At 54.5% G+C, this 17,588-nt stretch carries 16 protein-coding genes; 9 read left to right on the top strand and 7 right to left on the bottom strand.

Going from position 1 to position 17,588, the window contains the following annotated elements; genetic code table 11:
- The 4 genes from ABWP81_RS10865 to ABWP81_RS10850 all read left to right on the top strand — a co-directional run.
- A partial coding sequence (locus ABWP81_RS10865) for a class I tRNA ligase family protein (RefSeq protein WP_353141717.1) occupies positions 1-1,568 on the top strand: 1,568 nt, incomplete at its 5' end.
- Positions 1,569-1,576: 8 nt separating this feature from the next.
- Positions 1,577-2,083 carry an LPS-assembly lipoprotein LptE gene (locus ABWP81_RS10860; protein WP_353133089.1) on the top strand — a complete coding sequence of 169 codons (507 nt, stop codon included), beginning with the start codon at positions 1,577-1,579 and terminating at the stop codon, positions 2,081-2,083.
- Positions 2,084-3,154 carry a DNA polymerase III subunit delta gene (gene holA / locus ABWP81_RS10855; RefSeq protein WP_353133092.1) on the top strand — a complete coding sequence of 357 codons (1,071 nt, stop codon included), beginning with the start codon at positions 2,084-2,086 and terminating at the stop codon, positions 3,152-3,154.
- A gap of 13 nt (positions 3,155-3,167) precedes the next feature.
- The gene (locus ABWP81_RS10850; RefSeq protein ID WP_353141715.1) at positions 3,168-4,448 is read left to right on the top strand and encodes a glutamate-5-semialdehyde dehydrogenase; all 1,281 of its coding nucleotides are present in this window, start codon (positions 3,168-3,170) and stop codon (positions 4,446-4,448) included.
- A gap of 56 nt (positions 4,449-4,504) precedes the next feature.
- Here ABWP81_RS10850 and ABWP81_RS10845 read toward each other — a convergent pair whose 3' ends face one another.
- The 3 genes from ABWP81_RS10845 to ABWP81_RS10835 are packed head-to-tail and all read right to left on the bottom strand — an operon-like array spanning position 4,505 to position 6,222.
- On the bottom strand, positions 4,505-5,167 hold the full coding sequence (locus tag ABWP81_RS10845) for a DUF799 domain-containing protein (RefSeq protein WP_353141714.1): 663 nt from the start codon (positions 5,165-5,167) through the stop codon (positions 4,505-4,507).
- Between the two features lie 9 nt (positions 5,168-5,176).
- Entirely contained in the window at positions 5,177-5,527 is a 351-nt protein-coding gene (locus ABWP81_RS10840) for a DUF4810 domain-containing protein (RefSeq protein WP_353133101.1), read from the bottom strand.
- A gap of 14 nt (positions 5,528-5,541) precedes the next feature.
- Complete coding sequence (locus ABWP81_RS10835; protein WP_353133104.1) at positions 5,542-6,222, bottom strand: CsgG/HfaB family protein; 681 nt, start codon at positions 6,220-6,222, stop codon at positions 5,542-5,544.
- Positions 6,223-6,378: 156 nt separating this feature from the next.
- On the opposite strand from ABWP81_RS10835, the gene gshA reads away from it, so the two are divergent.
- From gshA to gshB, 3 genes are read left to right on the top strand one after another with little or no spacing between them, the layout of a single operon-like run.
- Complete coding sequence (gshA, locus tag ABWP81_RS10830) at positions 6,379-7,674, top strand: glutamate--cysteine ligase (protein WP_353133107.1); 1,296 nt, start codon at positions 6,379-6,381, stop codon at positions 7,672-7,674.
- 5 nt (positions 7,675-7,679) lie between these two features.
- Positions 7,680-9,554, top strand: coding sequence for a potassium transporter Kup (locus ABWP81_RS10825; RefSeq protein WP_353133110.1), 1,875 nt, complete (start codon positions 7,680-7,682; stop codon positions 9,552-9,554).
- Positions 9,555-9,557: 3 nt separating this feature from the next.
- Entirely contained in the window at positions 9,558-10,511 is a 954-nt protein-coding gene (gshB, locus tag ABWP81_RS10820) for a glutathione synthase (RefSeq protein ID WP_353141712.1), read from the top strand.
- On the opposite strand, the gene ABWP81_RS10815 is transcribed toward gshB, so the two are convergent.
- Positions 10,508-11,284: a class II glutamine amidotransferase gene (locus tag ABWP81_RS10815; RefSeq protein ID WP_353133116.1), complete on the bottom strand. Its 777-nt coding sequence runs from the start codon at positions 11,282-11,284 to the stop codon at positions 10,508-10,510. The genes gshB and ABWP81_RS10815 overlap by 4 nt on opposite strands.
- Positions 11,285-11,430: 146 nt before the next feature.
- Between ABWP81_RS10815 and ABWP81_RS10810 the strand changes: the two genes are divergently transcribed.
- Entirely contained in the window at positions 11,431-12,633 is a 1,203-nt protein-coding gene (locus tag ABWP81_RS10810) for an FAD-binding domain-containing protein (protein WP_353141710.1), read from the top strand.
- Between the two features lie 17 nt (positions 12,634-12,650).
- Here the strand turns inward: ABWP81_RS10810 and ABWP81_RS10805 are convergent, their stop codons facing one another.
- The 3 genes from ABWP81_RS10805 to ABWP81_RS10795 all read right to left on the bottom strand — a co-directional run bounded on the left by ABWP81_RS10805 (position 12,651) and on the right by ABWP81_RS10795 (position 16,482).
- Positions 12,651-13,046 carry a DUF8785 domain-containing protein gene (locus tag ABWP81_RS10805; RefSeq protein WP_353133122.1) on the bottom strand — a complete coding sequence of 132 codons (396 nt, stop codon included), beginning with the start codon at positions 13,044-13,046 and terminating at the stop codon, positions 12,651-12,653.
- Positions 13,047-13,166: 120 nt separating this feature from the next.
- Positions 13,167-15,386 carry a malate synthase G gene (locus ABWP81_RS10800; RefSeq protein WP_353141708.1) on the bottom strand — a complete coding sequence of 740 codons (2,220 nt, stop codon included), beginning with the start codon at positions 15,384-15,386 and terminating at the stop codon, positions 13,167-13,169.
- Positions 15,387-15,453: 67 nt separating this feature from the next.
- On the bottom strand, positions 15,454-16,482 hold the full coding sequence (locus tag ABWP81_RS10795) for an SLAC1 anion channel family protein (protein ID WP_353141706.1): 1,029 nt from the start codon (positions 16,480-16,482) through the stop codon (positions 15,454-15,456).
- Between the two features lie 66 nt (positions 16,483-16,548).
- On the opposite strand from ABWP81_RS10795, the gene argS reads away from it, so the two are divergent.
- On the top strand, positions 16,549-17,588 hold a 1,040-nt coding region (gene argS, locus ABWP81_RS10790; RefSeq protein ID WP_353141704.1), incomplete at its 3' end, for an arginine--tRNA ligase domain-containing protein.

Raw genomic sequence — 17,588 nt, 5'->3', positions numbered from 1 at the left:
CGTTCGATACAGCGGCTTGGCATGAGTGGTACGCCACCAAAGCGGGCGTGTGTGTGAACTCTGGCGAGCTTGACGGATTGACCCAAAAAGCCGCTGTCAACAAAGTGGCCGAGTTGCTGGACGCCAAAGGCTTGGGCGAGAAGAAAACCACGTGGCGTTTGCGCGACTGGGGCATTAGCCGTCAGCGCTATTGGGGCACGCCCATCCCCATCATTCATTGCGATGAGCACGGCGCAGTGCCCGTGCCCGAAAAAGACCTGCCCGTGGTGCTGCCGCAAGACTGCATCCCCGATGGATCAGGCAACCCGTTGGTGAAGCACGAGGGGTTCCACGCGGCGAGTCTGGGGAGCAACCAGCGTGTTGCGTGCCCCGTGTGCGGCAAACCCGCCCGACGCGAAACCGACACGATGGACACCTTTGTGGATTCGTCGTGGTACTTCATGCGCTATTGCGACCCGACCAATACCGACGCCATGGTGGCCGAGGGCGCGCAGTACTGGGCGCCAATGGACCAATACATTGGCGGGATTGAGCACGCCATCCTGCATTTGCTGTACGCGCGTTTTTGGACCAAGGTCATGCGAGACATGGGGCTGGTCAAAGTGGACGAGCCGTTCACCAAGCTACTCACGCAGGGCATGGTGCTTAACCACATTTATTCGCGCCGCACAGCTAAAGGCGGCAAAGACTACTTCTGGCCCCACGATGTCGAGCATGTGCTCGACGAGGCGGGCAAAGTGGTAGGCGCCAAGCTCAAAAACGCAGGCGATAGTAGCGACGGAAAATTGCCCGTGGGCACCGCCATCGACTACGAAGGTGTGGGCACCATGTCCAAGTCCAAAAACAACGGGGTGGATCCGCAAGACCTGATCGAGCGCTACGGCGCTGACACTGCGCGTCTGTACACCATGTTCACCGCGCCGCCCGAAGCTACGTTGGAGTGGAACGATGCGGCGGTGGAAGGCAGCTACCGTTTCTTGCGCCGAGTGTGGAACTTCGCTGTCAAACACGAAGCAACTCTTAAGGCCGCCACCGCTGGCAACTTGAGCGCCGCCAAGCCACGCAAAGAGACCGCCGATTTGCGCCGTGACATGCATGTGGTGTTGAAGCAAGTCAGCTACGACTACGAGCGCATGCAATACAACACCGTGGTGTCGGGCTGCATGAAATTGCTCAACGCCTTGGAAGATTTCAAGCTCGACGGCAGCAAGGGAGACAACGCTGTGCTATGCGAAGGCGTGTCTGTTTTGCTGCGCATGCTCTACCCTGCTTGTCCGCACATCACTGCCAATTTGTGGGCTGAGTTAGGCTATGCAGCCAAAGCTGGCGACCTGCTGGACGCTGCATGGCCCGAGGTGGACGAGACCGCTTTGGTGCGCGATGAGTTAGAGCTGATGTTGCAAATCAATGGCAAGTTGCGTGGCTCTGTCATCGTCAGCGCTTCGGCCAGCAAAGAGCAAATCGAGCAGGCCGCTTTGGCCACCGAAGTTTTCATCAAACAAGCGGACGGTGCTGCACCGAAGAAGGTCATCGTCGTACCCGGCCGCTTGGTCAACATCGTTGTTTAAAGGTTGATATGCACAGCACACGCCGCGCTTGGTTGATGTCTTCTTGCCTCTTTGCAGGGCTGGCGGGGTGCGGGTTTGAGTTGCGCAAGCCTCCGCGCTACGCCTTTCGCACGCTGTTCAGCAGCATCCCCATGGTGTCGCCGTTTGGTATAAAGCTCAAGCGCAGCTTGGAGTCTTCGGGGCAAGTCGAGGTCATCAACGATCCGCGTCAAATTGAACGCGCAGAAGTGATCTTCGATCAATTGTTTGAGTTGCGCGAGAAGGTGGTTGTGGGACGCACCTCAACCGGTGCGATTCGTGAATTTCAGTTGCGTTTGCGTTACCGTTTTCGAGTCCGTTCGCGCAGCGGTATTGAACTGATTCCCGATACAGAAATCACACTCAACCGCGACATCAACTTCAACGAAACGGGTGCTTTGTCTAAAGAGTCTGAAGAAGCCTTGCTCTACAAAGACATGGAAAACGACTTGGTCTTACAAATTCAACGCCGCTTGGCCGCGATTCGTCAGGTCTAAATGCAAGTCGCCAGCGCTCAATTTGCCAACCATTTGCAGTCGCAGGTCAGCAAAGGTCTGCGCAGCCTCTACACCTTTTATGGCGACGAGCCCCTGTTGCAGCAAGAGGCGCTTGATGCGTTACGCAATACCGCGCGTGCGCAGGGCTATACCGAGCGCAGCGTGTTCGCTGTGGCAGGTGCCCACTTCGACTGGGGCGAGGTGTTGGCTGCTGGCGGCTCGATGAGTTTGTTTGCCGATAAACAGCTGATTGAGATTCGTATTCCTTCGGGCAAGCCTGGCAAAGAAGGCAGCACAGCCTTGCAGCACATGGCAGAGTTGGCCGTGGGCAACGACAGCACACTCACCGTGGTGCTGTTGCCGCGTCTCGACAAAGCCACCAAAAGCTCAGCTTGGTTCAGTGCCTTAGAGAACAACGGCATCAGCGTGCAAATCGATCCGATTGAGCGCCACGCTTTGCCCGGGTGGATTGCGCAGCGTTTGGGCGTGCAACAACAGCGCGTGGCCGCTGGCGAAGTAGGCCAGCACACCTTGCAGTTTTTTGCCGATCGGGTGGAAGGCAATTTGTTAGCCGCCCACCAAGAAATTCAAAAGCTCGCCCTGCTATATCCAGAAGGCGAATTGAGTTTTGAGCAGGTTGAACGTGCCGTTCTCAATGTGGCGCGCTACGACGTATTCAAACTTTCAGAAGCCGTGCTGAGTGGCCAGCCTATGCGCGTGCAACGCATGCTCGACGGCCTCAAGGCCGAGGGCGAAGCCGAGGTGTTGGTTCACTACACCTTGGCCGAAGAAATTCGTGCCTTGAAGCGCGTCAAAGATGCCGTAGCCGCGGGCAAGGCCTTGCCCATGGCCTTGCGCGAACAGCGTATTTGGGGCCCGCGCGAGCGTTTGTTTGAACGTGTGCTGCCACGCTTGAGTGTCGGTATGCTTGAAAAATTATTGCAATCGGCGCACCAAGTCGACGGCATTGTCAAAGGCTTGAAATCACCAGAATGGCCGGCTGACAATTGGCAAGCGCTGCACCGTTTATCCATGCGCTTGTGTCGCGCCTGCATGCCACGCAACGCTTAATTAGGAAACTGACATGACCACACTCAACGTTGCCGATCACATGCATGCCCTTGGGCGCCAATCCAAGACTGCTTCCGCTCAAATGGCCAAAGCCTCTGCGGCTGTCAAGAACACCGCGCTGCGCAAATTGGCTGTTTTGCTGCGCGACAACATCGAAGCGCTGCAAATCGACAACGCCAAAGACCTTGAACGCGCCATCGCTGCAGGCCTTGACGCACCCATGGTCGATCGCCTTAAGCTCACCCCCAAAGTGTTGGAAACCTGCGCCCAAGGCTGCGAACAACTCGCCGCCATGCCCGAAGTAATTGGTGAAATAACAGGTCTGAAAGAGCAGCCCAGCGGCATTCGGGTGGGCCAAATGCGTGTGCCCTTGGGCGTGTTCGGCATGATTTTTGAAAGCCGTCCTAACGTGACGATTGAAGCGGCCTCGTTGTCAATCAAAAGCGGCAACGCTTGCATCTTGCGCGGCGGCTCTGAGGCTATTGACTCCAACAAAGCCTTGGCCAAGTTGGTGCAACAAGCGCTGAGCGAAAGTGGTTTGCCAATCGATGCCGTGCAGTTGGTGCAAACCACCGACCGCGAAGCCGTAGGTCACCTGATTGCCATGCCCGAGTTTGTAGACGTCATCATCCCTCGCGGCGGAAAAGGGTTGATTGAGCGTATCAGCCGCGATGCCAAAGTGCCCGTCATCAAGCACCTAGACGGCAACTGCCACACCTATGTGGACGAGCCCTGCGACATCGACATGGCGGTGACCGTGGCCGACAACGCCAAGACTCAAAAGTACAGTCCTTGCAACGCTAGCGAAAGTTTGCTGGTGGCACGCGGGGTAGCCGCAGAATTCTTGCCCAAGATTGGCACCATCTTCACGGCCAAAGGCGTTGAGATGCGTTGTTGCCCAGAGGCCAAAGCCATCCTTGCCCAAGTCAAAGGCGCGAGCCTGAAAGATGCGACTGACCAAGATTGGTTTGAAGAATATTTGGGCCCCATCATCAGCGTCAAAGTGGTGGACGGTTTGGATGCAGCCATTGCGCACATCAACCACTATTCCAGCCACCACACCGAATCCATCCTCACGCGAGACCACATGCATGCCCAGCGCTTTTTGCGCGAGGTGGACTCATCCAGTGTGATGGTCAACGCCAGCACCCGCTTTGCAGATGGTTTTGAATACGGTTTGGGGGCCGAGATAGGCATATCCACCGACAAGTTTCACGCACGTGGGCCAGTGGGTATCGAAGGACTGACCTCTCTCAAATATGTGGTGTTGGGCCAGGGCGAAATTCGCCAGTAACCATTTTCAGTTCCAACTGAAAAAGCCCCGAGCTCATTAGCTCGGGGCTTTTTTGTTTACTGCCCCTGCGCCTGTTGAAATTTTGGGGAGCGCGGGCCTGGTAGTAGCCCGCGTTTTCCTGTGTTTAAAAGACGATGGTTCGTGATCCGGCCAATTCGATATCCAGGATCGCCGACCGAATTGGCGATTTGATTAATGATGCCTTGAACCAACAACCCTACCAGTCCATTTTGATTTTGTTTGCCTTCGGCGTCAGATGCACTTGCCTTGCCTTCCCATAGCGTTGTTCCTGTGCGCGTATCGATCAACGAGGCCTGCGCAGCGACTACGACATCGCCGCCCAAGAGGGCGCTTGTTGCGCCATAGTTTGTGATGGTGATGTACAGCGCAGCGTCCGCTCCAAAAATCTCATTCAATTTTTTGGGGGACGTTTGATGCATCTCACCTGGGTTTTGCAGGCCGTTTTCTTTGAAGGTTTGGTCAACCAACGCGACAGGGAAAACGTAGTAGCCGGCCTCTGCCAAAGGCAGAGTGGTGGACGACATCACGCTGTAGGTGGCGCGCAGGTCGGATGTGTTGTTCAACGGCGGTAAGACCAAGATGGACTTGGGCGGGTGCTGGCGAAATGCAGAGTAATCCACATCGGCTTGTTTGGTGGCGCAACCTGTGAAAACCACCGTCGTTGCAAGTAAAGCCAAGAGTTTTAAATAACGTGTCATGCCAATCCTTTATTTTTTTGCTTTGGCCAAGATTCGGTCCATGTAAACCGCTGACTCTGGGAACAATGCTTTTTCAGTCTGAAAAGACTGAACTGCTTGGTCACCCTTTCCTGCTTGAAAATACAAGTACCCCAAATGCGCATGAAAACCTGGAGGTACCGCTTTGTTGGTACTGCGAGCTTTTTGATAATCTGCTTCTAGCTTCTCAATCTGCGCTTCGACAGGTGATTTGCCCGGGTCGTTGTAGAGTGAATAAACTTGGTTTTCATAGTCGCCCCATTGATACAGCGATTGTTTAGGCGCCGCGCAACCCACAAGAGTTAACAGCAGCAGTGCACACAGGGTGTTTTGAATACGCATATGGATTCCCCCGATTACTGAGCAGGTTTCCACTGACCGGATTCGACGCCTTCGACCAAGCGATTGACCGCTTCGCGGATAGCCAAATCAAGTACTTTGCCGTTCAAGGTTGAGTCATAGCTGGCCGTGCCGCCAAAGCCAATCACCTCGCGGTTTGACAAGGCATATTCCCCCGCGCCTTGAACTGAGAAGATGACTTCAGAGGTAACCGCATCCACGACGTTAAGGGTGACTTTGGAGTAAGCCGTTTGCGTTTTGCCGCGTCCCAAAATGCCAAATAGTTGTTGGTCGCCCACTTCTTTGCGACCAAATTCGGTGACGTCGCCGGTGATCACAAAATCTGCCCCGCTGATTTTTTGTGTTTTACCTTTGAACTTGGCTTCTTGGCTGATTTCACCCATGTTGTCGCGATCCACCACTTTGAAGCGGTTGGCTTGTTGCATATGCGTGATCAAAATGGTTTTGGCTTGACCGCCCAAACGGTCTACGCCGTCGGAAAACAGACCGCGCATGAAGCTAGAGCGGTTATCGAACTTTCCAACCGCAAGCGTGCTTCTAGGGCCGCTGTAATTAGTTTTTGCAGCCGTGACTTGTTGAGGTGTGACCGTCTGTGAAGTTTCTGTTGCGCAGCCAGATAAAAGCAGCGCGGTTGCGCACGCGACTGAGAAGAAAAAATGACGAAATGCGTAGTTCATTTAAATACCTTTGAATTAATTAAGCCACGCAAAGTATAAACATGATAATTTTCTTAAATTGAATGAATAAAATTTCAGTAGCTAAGGCGCCTGTTTGTATCCGTCCTGCCTATGTGTCCTGACGGCCTAGAATCGCTCTCCACATACAAGGACACTATGGTTCCCCATCTCATCACGGCCCTCAACGGTCCAATCAACGAACTTGAGCAACGCATCCTCGATTCCATGCCCGCCATCGAGCGGTGGTTTCGTTTGGAGTGGATGGAGCACACGCCCCCGTTCTACAGCTCTGTGGATATTCGCAATGCAGGCTTCAAGCTCGCACCGGTTGACACCAACCTTTACCCCGGCGGCTGGAACAACCTCACGCCCGAGATGTTGCCGCTGGCCGTGCAAGCCGCGATGGCCGCGATTGAGAAGATTTGCCCCGAAGCGCGCAACCTGCTGTTGATTCCAGAGAACCACACGCGCAACACTTTCTATTTGTCGAACGTGGCGCAGCTAAAGCGCATCTTCCACATGGCTGGTTTGAATGTGCGCATTGGTTCGATCAACCCCGAGGTCAAAGAAAACACCACGATTGATTTACCCAATGGCGACATCGTCACACTAGAGCCTGTGATCCGTGGCGAGCGTCGCCTAGGCCTCAAAGACTTTGACCCCTGCACGATTTTGCTCAACAACGATTTGAGCGCAGGCATACCCGGCATCTTGGAAGACCTGCACGAGCAGTATTTGTTGCCACCTTTGCACGCTGGCTGGAGTGTGCGCCGCAAGAGCAAACACTTCGAATGCTACGAAGAAGTGTCCAAGCGTTTTGGCAAGCTGCTGGGCATCGACCCTTGGCTGATCAACCCCATGTTTAACCAGTGCGGTGAAGTCAATTTTGCCGAGGGCACGGGCATGGATTGCATGCAGACCAATGTGGACGCCTTGCTGACCAAAGTTAAACGCAAGTACAAAGAGTACGGCATCAACGAAAAACCGTTTGTCATCGTCAAGGCGGATAACGGCACCTACGGCATGGGCATCATGACGGTGCGCGATGTCAAAGACCTCGACGTGCTCAACCGCAAGACGCGCAACAAAATGAGTATGGTCAAAGACGGTCAAGAAGTGAATCAAGTCATCATCCAAGAAGGTGTGATGACGCATGAACGCTTGAATGACGCCGTGGCCGAGCCCGTGGTCTACATGATGGACCGCTACGTGGTGGGCGGCTTCTACCGTGTGCATGCCGACCGTGGCATTGACGAAAACTTGAACGCACCTGGCGCGAGCTTTGTGCCTTTGGCCTTCGAGCAAAGTGCACACACGCCTCAGCCTGACATGAAGCCAGGTGCCAGCACACCCAACCGTTTTTATATGTACGGCGTCATCGGACGCTTGGCTATGTTGGCCGCGAGTTACGAGCTCGAAGCTACCGACCCTGAAGCAGAGAATTACGACTGAGGTAGATGATGGAAAAACAAGCTAAATCGTCGCTCGCGGCGCTCACCCTCGGCGCGATTGGCGTCGTTTATGGCGATATCGGCACCAGCGTGTTGTATGCGATGAAGGAAGTGTTTGGTTCGGGCCATGTGGAGTTCACTCCCGACAACATTTACGGCATCTTGTCGATTTTCTTTTGGACGCTGACGGTAATTGTGTCCATCAAGTACGTCACCCTGGTGTTGCGGGCCGATAACAACGGCGAAGGTGGACTGGTGGCCATGCTAGCCCTGGCGTCGATGGCGGTCAAAGATCGCCCCGTGTTGCGCCACCGCATGATGATGGTGGGTATCTTCGGCACCTGTTTGTTCTATGGCGATGGTGTGATCACACCTGCTATTTCGGTGCTTTCGGCGGTTGAGGGTTTAGAGGTGGTGTCGCCCGCTTTTAAGAAGTATGTGATCCCGCTCACCATTGTGATTTTGTTTGGTCTTTTCGCCGTGCAAAAGCGCGGCACCAGTGGCATCGGTAAATTTTTTGGTCCCATCACGGTAATTTGGTTCGCAGCAATTGCGGCCTTGGGCGTTTATCACATTGCCTCACATCCAGAAATTATGTGGGCCATCAGTCCGCATTACGCCGTGATGTTCATGGTCAATGAGCCAGCCATCACCTTCTTGATCTTAGGCGCGGTGGTCTTGTGTGTAACTGGAGGCGAGGCGCTGTATGCCGACATGGGGCATTTTGGGAAAAAGCCCATCCGTTTGGCTTGGTTTTATGTCGTCATGCCTTCGCTCACACTCAACTACTTTGGCCAAGGCGCATTGTTGTTGAGCGACCCTTCAGCGGTGGCCAACCCGTTCTTCAATATGGCACCCGATTGGTTGCTCGTGCCCTTGGTGGTGTTGGCTACGGCTGCTACGGTGATTGCCTCGCAGGCCCTGATTTCCGGCGCCTTCAGCGTTACCAAGCAAGTGATACAAATGGGTTTCTTGCCGCGTTTGCAAGTGCTGCACACCAGCGTGAATGACACTGGCCAAATTTATATCCCAGTGGTGAACTGGGGCTTGTTTGTGGTCATTGTGTTGGCGGTGGTAATGTTCAAGTCGTCTAGTAATTTAGCGGCGGCATACGGTATTGCGGTCTGTACCGACATGTTGATCACGACAGTGCTTACTTTCTTCGTGATTCACTACAGCTGGAAATATTCTTTTGGTTTGTCATTGCTCGCCACGGGGTTTTTCTTTGCGGTAGATCTTGCTTTCTGGGCCTCGAATTTGATGAAGTTGCTAGAGGGCGGTTGGTTCCCACTGTTAATCGCCTCAGTCATCATGATTTTCATGCTCACGTGGCGTGACGGGCGTGCGTTGCTAGACAAAAAGCGCAATGAGGAGGCCCTCGACTTGACCAGCTTTTTGGAAGCTGTGTTTTTGTCTCCCCCCGTTCGCGTGGAAGGCACTGCGGTGTTCTTGACTTCAAGCAAAGGCAATGTACCCAATGCCATGCTGCACAACCTGAAGCACAACAAAGTGCTGCACAAGCAAAACTTATTCGTGAACGTGCAAAACCATGAAGTGCCGTGGGTTGAAGAAAAAGAGAGACTTGAAATTACCGACATTGGCAACGGGTGTTGGCAAGTCGTAATTCACTATGGCTTCAAAGATGACCCCGATGTACCTAGCGCATTGGCACAGTTGAGTGGCATGGGTTCTGAGGTCAATGCGATGACAACCAGCTACTTCTTGTCGCGCGATAGCATCGTACCCACAGTGGGCGGCGGCATGGCTCCTTGGCGCGAAAAACTATTCGCTCAAATGCACCTCAATGCCAGCTCTGCCGCTGACTTCTTGAACTTGCCCAGTAACTCTGTGGTGGAGTTGGGCAGCAAAGTCGAAATCTAATTCATGCATACCCTCTTCGTTGCAGACGCGTTGTCGTCCTTCAAAATTTACAAGGACACCACGTTTGCAATGATGCGTGAGGCGCAGCGCCGCGGCCACCAAGTGCTGGCCTGCGAACCGCAAGACATCGCTTGGCAAAGTGGTCAACAAGTGTCTGCTCGCGTTCAGCACGTGCGTTTGACGGGCGACCCTACCGATTGGTTTGAAGTGCAAAGCGTAGATGAACACTACGCACTCAAAAGCGCTGATGCCATTGTGATGCGCAAAGACCCGCCCTTTGACAGCGAGTATTTCTACGCCACCCATTTGCTAGAACAAGCCGAGCGAGAGGGCGCGAAAGTGTTTAACAGGCCAGCGGCTTTGCGTGACCACCCCGAGAAGTTAGCCATTTTGGAGTTTGCCCAATTCATCAGCCCCACGCTGGTGACGCGCAGCGCCGAAGCCATTCGCGCGTTTCATGCGGATCATCGTGACATCATCTTGAAACCCCTTGATGGCATGGGCGGCATGGGCATCTTCCGCGTCAAGGACGATGGCTTGAACCTCGGCGCCATCACCGAAACCCTGAACCGCGATGGCGCTCAAACCGTGATGGTGCAAAAGTTCATCCCCGCCATCGACCAAGGCGACAAACGCGTGCTTGTCATCGGCGGCAAAGTTGTGCCCTATTGCTTGGCGCGCATTCCACAAGGCGGCGAAGTGCGTGGCAACTTGGCCGCAGGCGGCAAAGGCGTGGCGCAGGCTATCTCCAAGCGCGATCAAGAAATCGCCGATGCCTTGGGACCCATCCTCGCCAAACGTGGCTTGTTGTTGGTAGGCTTAGATGTGATTGGTAATTGCCTGACCGAGGTAAACGTCACCAGTCCCACCTGCTTTCAAGAAATCTTTGACCAAACCGGCTTCGATGTGGCAGCAACGTTCATTGACGCGCTAGAGGCCGCTGCCGCTGCCGCTTAAGCGCGAAGCTGTCCCTCTACGAAAAGCTTCAATTCCCCAGGTGCAAAAGGCGTCCACACCTCATTGGTGGTGAGTGGGGCTGTCACCACGACTGCGACGCGATCATCTGGCGTCGCGTAATCTGCAAAATTGATGCTCAAAGCTTGATCGCTTAGCGTAGCCGCGGCGAATGGGTGTTTGCGCTCGATGTGCCATAGGCTGGTCGATGCATGCGCCCACAGCGCTTGTCCATTTGAGAGTAAAAAATTGAACGTGCCGAATTTGGAAATTTGCGGAACCAACTCTTTCAAGGTGAGCGTGAGTTCTTCGATCGATGGCATGTTGGCGTGCGACTTGGACATTTCTTGCATCAGCCAGCAAAACGCCTGCTCGCTGTCGGTGTCACCCACAGGATTGAAGCTGCCATGCAATCGTGGCGCATAGCTTTCTAAGTTGCCGTTGTGCGCAAACACCCAGTAGCGACCCCACAGCTCACGCACAAAAGGGTGGCAGTTTTCTAGCGACACAACGCCTTGCGTGGCTTTGCGAATATGAGAAATCACGTTGCGGCTTTTGATGGGGTACTTGCGAATCAGCTCGGCCACGGGCGATGTGCTGGCGGGCAAGTGGTCAATGAAGTAACGCAAACCACGGTCTTCTTCTGACCCTTCAAAGAACGCAATGCCCCAGCCATCTGCATGGTGGTCTGTTACGCCTGCGCGTTGTGCGAAGCCACTGAAGCTAAAGGTGGCATCTGTGGGGTTTTTGCAGTTGAGTCCAAGCAGTTGGCACATGCTAATTTACCAATAAGACAAAGGTGGGATTACGCATTGGTTCGGCTTGCCATGCATGAGGCAAACACACGCTTCTAAAGCTAGAGAAGGGGTTTTTTGCATGCATCGCAGTGTAGCGAAGTGAACAAGGCAAAATCTCAAAAGTTATGTATGAATTTCAGCCCACGCCTGAAGCTGCCCAAATGCGGCTTGACCACGTCAGTCCCAAAGACTATGCGCAAACGCGCAACGCCTTGGATGGCGCCGTCACCCATTTGTCGCCTTATCTCACGCATGGCTTTTTGACTGTGCCCGATGTGGCGTATGTCATGTACCACCAGCATCGATTGGGCGTCCAACACAAACTCATCTACGAATTGGGATGGCGAGAGTATTTTCAGCACATGCATCACCATTTGGCGGATGGCATCGCCGAGTCAATTCATGAGGGGGTGTTGCCTGAGGCTGACTACAGCAAACACCTGCCAGAAGACGTGCGTTTTGCTTGCACAAGGGTGCCGGTGATTGACAACGCTATTCGCATGCTCTATGCCACGGGCTATTTACACAACCATGCAAGGCTTTGGTTGGCCAGCTACATCGTGCATTTACGGAAAGTGCATTGGCGCGTGGCGGCCGATTGGATGTACAGCCACTTGCTGGATGGTGACTTGGCGAGCAACTATCTGAGCTGGCAATGGGTGGCAGGTACTGGGAGTAGCAAACCGTATCTGTTCACAGCAGAAAGCATTGAGAAATTTGCCCCATCGGGATGGTTTAGCAGAGGCACGGCGATTGACGTGAGTTACGAGTTGATGGAAATCTTGGCGAGTAACCAAGCCACCGTGGCGCAAGTGAGCGCCAATGAGATGGCTTGGGATGAGCCCGAGGTTCTAGCTTTGCCACCACAAGCGCTAGGTTTTACTAAACCAAAAGCTGATGTTGTCGCAGGCAAGCACGTGTGGTTGGTACATCCCTGGCTGTTGGCTGATTTACCAACCGATCTGCCAGCGGATGTGGTGTGCGTGGCGCTGGTATTTGAGGAGTTCGCCAGGGCGCACCCTTGGAATGCGTTGCGCTGGAACTTTGTGGGGCAGCGCATGTCATCGCTCACCAAGCATTGTTGGTTTGGTTCACACGAAGAAGTGATGCAAGCCTTGATGCAAGCACAAAGTGTTGAGACCGAGGCCCATTTGTGCTTGCCAGATTTGTCTTCAGCCAGTGTGCAGCTGCGAGCGGCACCACGCCTGTTTCGCCATATTGACAAGCCCATGGACTCGTTCAGCAAATGGTGGATACAGGCCAACAACAATGTCCGCCATTTGCAGCAACTGGTCTATCCGTTGCCTAGCCGAGCACCCACGCTTTAGCTGAGTGATGGATCAGTTTATTCGCCAGGCGCTGGAAGCACTTTGGTGATGAAGTATTCAGTCTCGCCAAAGCAAGTGGGCAAGCCTTTGTGCTGTTCATATTCGATCACTACTTTTTGCCCGATCCGTGCGTTGATCTGATCGGCTACCGCATCGTCGCGGACGGTGAATGCAAACTTCTCTGGCACCGCAGGCAAAGTTGCCAAGGCGCGTATTTGTTCGCCTTCCCACGTTTTGCAGACCCAGCCCTTATAGGACAGCTTTTGTACAAAGCCCACGCTTTCACCCTTTGAGTAAGTGAAGTGGTAAGTGAATAGCAAGTACAAGCCTAGGCCCATGAACACGGTCAGCACCAAGCCAATGACGGTGCGTAGTGCAAAGCGAATTAGCGTGCTGATGAAATTGCTGGTCATATGGGGCTTTCAAAATAAGTTCAACGTCACAAATCATAGTGACCTCGTATGACAACAACGGCTCCCGAAGGAGCCGTTGTTGCTGGCGCACTGCGCCGTCTTAAGCCTGGTCAGCTTTGGTTAAACCGTTCCAGCTTTCACCTTCAAGCGCCAAGCATGTAGTAAGGGCTCGGTGTAGCCGCTAGGCTGTTCTTTGCCTTTGAAGACCAAGTCGAGGGCCGCTTGGTAAGCGGGGGCTTTGGCATAGCGACCGGCCATTTTCTGGTACTGCGCATCGCCTGCGTTTTGCTTGTCCACCACTGCGGCCATGCGCTTGTAGGTGGCCTTCACTTCCACCGGTGTCACCACGCCATGGTGCAACCAGTTGGCGATGTGTTGGCTAGAAATGCGCAGGGTGGCACGGTCTTCCATCAGGCCGACGTTGTGGATGTCTGGCACTTTCGAGCAGCCCACACCTTGGTCAATCCAGCGCACCACGTAGCCCAAGATGCCCTGCACGTTGTTGTCCAACTCTTGTTGCTTTTCAGCGGGCGTCCAGTAAGGTTTTGCGGTGACAGGAATTTGCAACAAGTCATTCAAGAGGCTGTCGCGCACCTGGTTGTAGTTGACCTTTTCCAATTCTTTTTGCACGTCCATCACCTTGACTTGGTGGTAATGCAGAGCGTGCAGCACAGCAGCGGTGGGGCTGGGCACCCAAGCGGTGTTGGCACCCGCTTTGGGGTGACCAATTTTTTGTTTTAACATCTCGGCCATCAAGTCGGGCATGGCCCACATGCCTTTGCCGATCTGCGCCTTGCCACGCAAGCCGCATGACAAGCCAGCCAGCACGTTGTTCTTTTCGTAGGCCTGAATCCAAGCGCTGGACTTCATGTCGCCTTTGCGCAGCATGGGGCCAGCTTGCATGGCGGTGTGCATTTCGTCGCCGGTGCGGTCCAAGAAGCCGGTGTTGATAAATGCCACGCGGCTTGCTGCTGCGGCAATACAAGCTTTCAAGTTCACGCTGGTGCGGCGCTCTTCGTCCATGATGCCCAGCTTGACCGTGCTGTCCTTGAGACCCAAAACTTTTTCAACGCGACCAAACAATTCACAAGCAAACGCCACTTCGGCAGGGCCGTGCATTTTGGGTTTGACAATGTAGACCGAACCCGCGCGTGAGTTGCGAATGCCATTTTTGCCATGGCCTTGTAAGTCGTGCAAGGCGATGGTCGTGGTGACCACGGCGTCCAAGATGCCTTCTGGAATTTCGTGCGTTGCACCATCTTTGCCCGTGTAGAGGATGGCGGGGTTGGTCATCAAGTGGCCTACGTTGCGAAGGAAAAGCAGTGAGCGGCCATGCAGCTTGACGGGTTTGTCTTTTTTGCCGGTGTACACACGGTCTGCGTTCAAACCACGCGTGAAGGTGTTGCCTGCTTTTTCAACCGTCTCAGTCAATGTGGCTTTGACGATGCCCAGCCAGTTGCCGTAGGCCAGCACTTTGTCGTCCGCATCCACCACTGCCACGGAGTCTTCCAAGTCGAGGATGGTGGACAAAGCCGCTTCAACAATCAGGTCGCTCACGCCCGCTAGGTCGCTGGCGCCGATGGGGGTGTTGCGGTTAATTTGCAAATCAAGGTGCAGACCGTTGTGTACGAACAGCACGGACGATGGTTCAGAAGCTTTGCCTTGGTAACCCACAAATTGAGCGGCTTTGGCTAGCTTGGTGGTTTTGCCGCCCTTGAGGGTGACAAGCAGGTCATCTTTTTCAACCGCGTAGCCTATGGCGTCGATGTGTGAACCCTTTTTCAGAGGCACGGCGCGGTCGAGCACATAGCGGGCGTATTCAATCACTTTAGCGCCGCGCACAGGGTTGTAGCCCTTGCCTTTTTCAGCGCCGTGGGTTTCGGGCAGGGCGTCTGTGCCGTACAGAGCGTCATACAAAGAGCCCCAACGCGCGTTGGCTGCATTCAAGGCATAGCGTGCGTTGAGTACAGGCACTACCAGTTGCGGGCCAGCTTGCAAAGCCAATTCGGCGTCCACGTTCTTGGTGGTGGCCTTGACCTTGTCAGGTTGTGGCACGAGGTAGCCAATTTTTTCTAAAAACTTGCGGTAGGCCTTCATGTTTTTGATGGGGCCAGGGTTGGTGCTGTGCCATGTGTCCATCTCAGTTTGGAGGCGGTCACGCTCGGCCAACAACGCGATGTTTTTTGGAGCCAAGTCCTGCACGATGGCATCAAAGCCTTTCCAAAACTTGTCGCTGCTCACGCCGGTGTCGGGCAACACTTTGGTTTCGATAAATTTGTACAAGTTGGTAGCAACTTGCAAGCTATGTGTTTTCGTGCGTTGGGTGGTGTCTTGGCTCATGGTGAAGTCTCTCCGGATAAATAAAAAAGAGGGAAATTAGATCGAATCTTATTGGATTGCGTGTGCTTTAACTGTCAGCCACCAGCAAGTGGCCGTGGCGAAGGCCGCGCCAAGTACCGAGGGTGAGCCCCAAAATCAACAGCGAGGTGATGGCCAGCAGCAGCGTTGCAGGCAGTTGCAGCCAAGCGCCGCCAGGGGCATGGGCCATGCGTAACGTGAGTGAGGTGAAGGCTGCTAAGGGGAAGCTCATGCCCCAGTGCGACATGCTGAAAGGCTGTTCGCGTATGACGGATATTTCTTTCAGGGCAAGCACCAAGAAAAAGGCGGCAATGCCCCACACCATCCATGCGGCGGTCAAGGGAGCGTCAAGTTGAAGCAGGCTCAAGCCGCCAATGGAAGGCGGCACGACCATGATAAACATGCTGGGCGCCAAGCGTGCCGGCAGCGGACCAGCTTGCGCCAAGCGAACAAAGAAAAGTGTTTGCAGCACGAGCCACAAAAACAGCCCGACGCCAAACTGCGCGCTGGACCAAGCCTCCAAGCCAATGCTCACGCCACCCAAAGGTGCCAGCACATTGCCGACCACAGGAATGAAGAACACTGGCGTGAATGTGGCCCATTGAATGCCACCGTTTTGTGACGCCTTGAGCCAGCGGCTGATGACCCAAACTGTGGCGGCTATTTCTAGAACTGAGCCCAGGCACCAAAAAAACGTCAATGCCGTGTCAAGCGTGCGGCTTGCTCCCCAGAACAAATGGATACCCAAACTTGCCAACAACAAAATAGAAATAGGCAATGTGGCCATGTAGGCATGGCGCTCGGGGTGTCGCATGTCTGCAGCTACCGCAGAGGGGTGTGCTTGCAAGCGCACGATGCAAGCCAAGCACAACAAAACAAAAAGGAGCAGCGCAAAGATCGCCGCCACAAGGCCTAGGCTGAGTGCGGTGTCACCCAAACTATCAGCGGCCCTAAGCCACGCTTGTGACAAACCACACCAGCCCATCACCATGGCAAACCACGCCGGTGTGAGGTGCTCTAAAAGCGCAACGGTACGCGCGATTCGGATGGGGCGATGCGTAGGCGCTTGGGTAGTCATATGACTGATTTTAGGCTGTGGCCGCTTGACCGCACCTTCCACTGGGGTGCCCCGTAAAATCTAGCCATGCTCCAAGTTAAACAAGAATTGCTGGCCGCACTGAGCCAAGCCCTCAACGGGTTGTTGCCCGGTTCCGGCGACAACGCCGCCTTTGAATCCCCCAAGGTTGCCGCGCATGGCGACTTTGCCATCACGGCGGCCATGCAGCTGGCCAAGCCGCTCAAGCTCAACCCCCGCCAGCTCGGCGAACAGTTGCGCGAGGCCTTGCTGGCCGCGCCCGTGTATCAGCAGTGGGTGCAAGACATCGAGATCGCTGGCCCCGGCTTTATCAACATTCGGCTTAAGCCCGCTGCCAAGCAGCAGATCGTGCGCGAGGTGTTGGCTGCCAAAGAGCAATTCGGCTTTCAAGCTGACAACGGTCAGCGCGTGTTGGTGGAGTTTGTGTCAGCCAACCCCACCGGCCCCTTGCACGTGGGCCACGGCCGCCAAGCGGCGTTGGGCGACGCCATTTGCAACTTGTTTGCCACGCAAGGCTTTGACGTTTACCGAGAGTTTTATTACAACGATGCGGGCGTGCAGATCAACACCTTGGCCAAGAGCACGCAATTGCGTGCCCAAGGCTTCAAGCCGGGTGACGACTGCTGGCCCGTGGACCCCGAGAACCCAGAAAGCAAAGCGTTTTATAACGGCGACTACATCCAAGACATCGCCACCGATTTCTTGGCAGGCAAAACCGTCAAGTCGGATGACCGCGAATTCACCGCCAGCGGCGATGTGCGCGATGTAGACGGTATGCGCGAGTTCGCCGTGGCCTACCTGCGCCACGAGCAAGACCTGGACCTGAAAGCCTTTGACGTCAAGTTTGACAACTACTACTTGGAAAGCAGCCTGTACACCAGCGGCAAAGTGGCCGACGCGGTGAGCCGTCTGCAAGCGGCTGGCAAAACCTACGAGCAAGACGGCGCGTTGTGGCTCAAGTCCACCGATTACGGCGACGACAAAGACCGTGTGATGAAAAAGACAGACGGCACTTACACCTACTTTGTGCCCGACGTGGCGTATCACATCACCAAGTGGGAGCGCGGCTTTACCAAGGTGGTCAACAT

Source organism: Limnohabitans sp. (genome assembly GCF_040401135.1).
Lineage (GTDB): Bacteria > Pseudomonadota > Gammaproteobacteria > Burkholderiales > Burkholderiaceae_C > Limnohabitans.
Note: the sequence above shows the minus strand (reverse complement) of the source record. Positions and strands in the feature narration are given on the sequence as shown.

Excerpts from the sequence above, each read along its gene's own strand:
- gshB (WP_353141712.1), top strand. The coding sequence starts at position 9,558 with ATGCATACCCTCTTCGTTGCAGACGCGTTGTCGTCCTTCAAAATTTAC.
- ABWP81_RS10835 (WP_353133104.1), bottom strand. The coding sequence starts at position 6,222 with ATGAACTACGCATTTCGTCATTTTTTCTTCTCAGTCGCGTGCGCAACC.
- ABWP81_RS10805 (WP_353133122.1), bottom strand. The coding sequence starts at position 13,046 with ATGACCAGCAATTTCATCAGCACGCTAATTCGCTTTGCACTACGCACC.
- gshA (WP_353133107.1), top strand. The coding sequence starts at position 6,379 with ATGGTTCCCCATCTCATCACGGCCCTCAACGGTCCAATCAACGAACTT.
- ABWP81_RS10815 (WP_353133116.1), bottom strand. The coding sequence starts at position 11,284 with ATGTGCCAACTGCTTGGACTCAACTGCAAAAACCCCACAGATGCCACC.
- ABWP81_RS10845 (WP_353141714.1), bottom strand. The coding sequence starts at position 5,167 with ATGACACGTTATTTAAAACTCTTGGCTTTACTTGCAACGACGGTGGTT.
- ABWP81_RS10850 (WP_353141715.1), top strand. The coding sequence starts at position 3,168 with ATGACCACACTCAACGTTGCCGATCACATGCATGCCCTTGGGCGCCAA.
- ABWP81_RS10840 (WP_353133101.1), bottom strand. The coding sequence starts at position 5,527 with ATGCGTATTCAAAACACCCTGTGTGCACTGCTGCTGTTAACTCTTGTG.
- holA (WP_353133092.1), top strand. The coding sequence starts at position 2,084 with ATGCAAGTCGCCAGCGCTCAATTTGCCAACCATTTGCAGTCGCAGGTC.
- ABWP81_RS10860 (WP_353133089.1), top strand. The coding sequence starts at position 1,577 with ATGCACAGCACACGCCGCGCTTGGTTGATGTCTTCTTGCCTCTTTGCA.
- ABWP81_RS10810 (WP_353141710.1), top strand. The coding sequence starts at position 11,431 with ATGTATGAATTTCAGCCCACGCCTGAAGCTGCCCAAATGCGGCTTGAC.
- ABWP81_RS10825 (WP_353133110.1), top strand. The coding sequence starts at position 7,680 with ATGATGGAAAAACAAGCTAAATCGTCGCTCGCGGCGCTCACCCTCGGC.
- ABWP81_RS10795 (WP_353141706.1), bottom strand. The coding sequence starts at position 16,482 with ATGACTACCCAAGCGCCTACGCATCGCCCCATCCGAATCGCGCGTACC.
- ABWP81_RS10800 (WP_353141708.1), bottom strand. The coding sequence starts at position 15,386 with ATGAGCCAAGACACCACCCAACGCACGAAAACACATAGCTTGCAAGTT.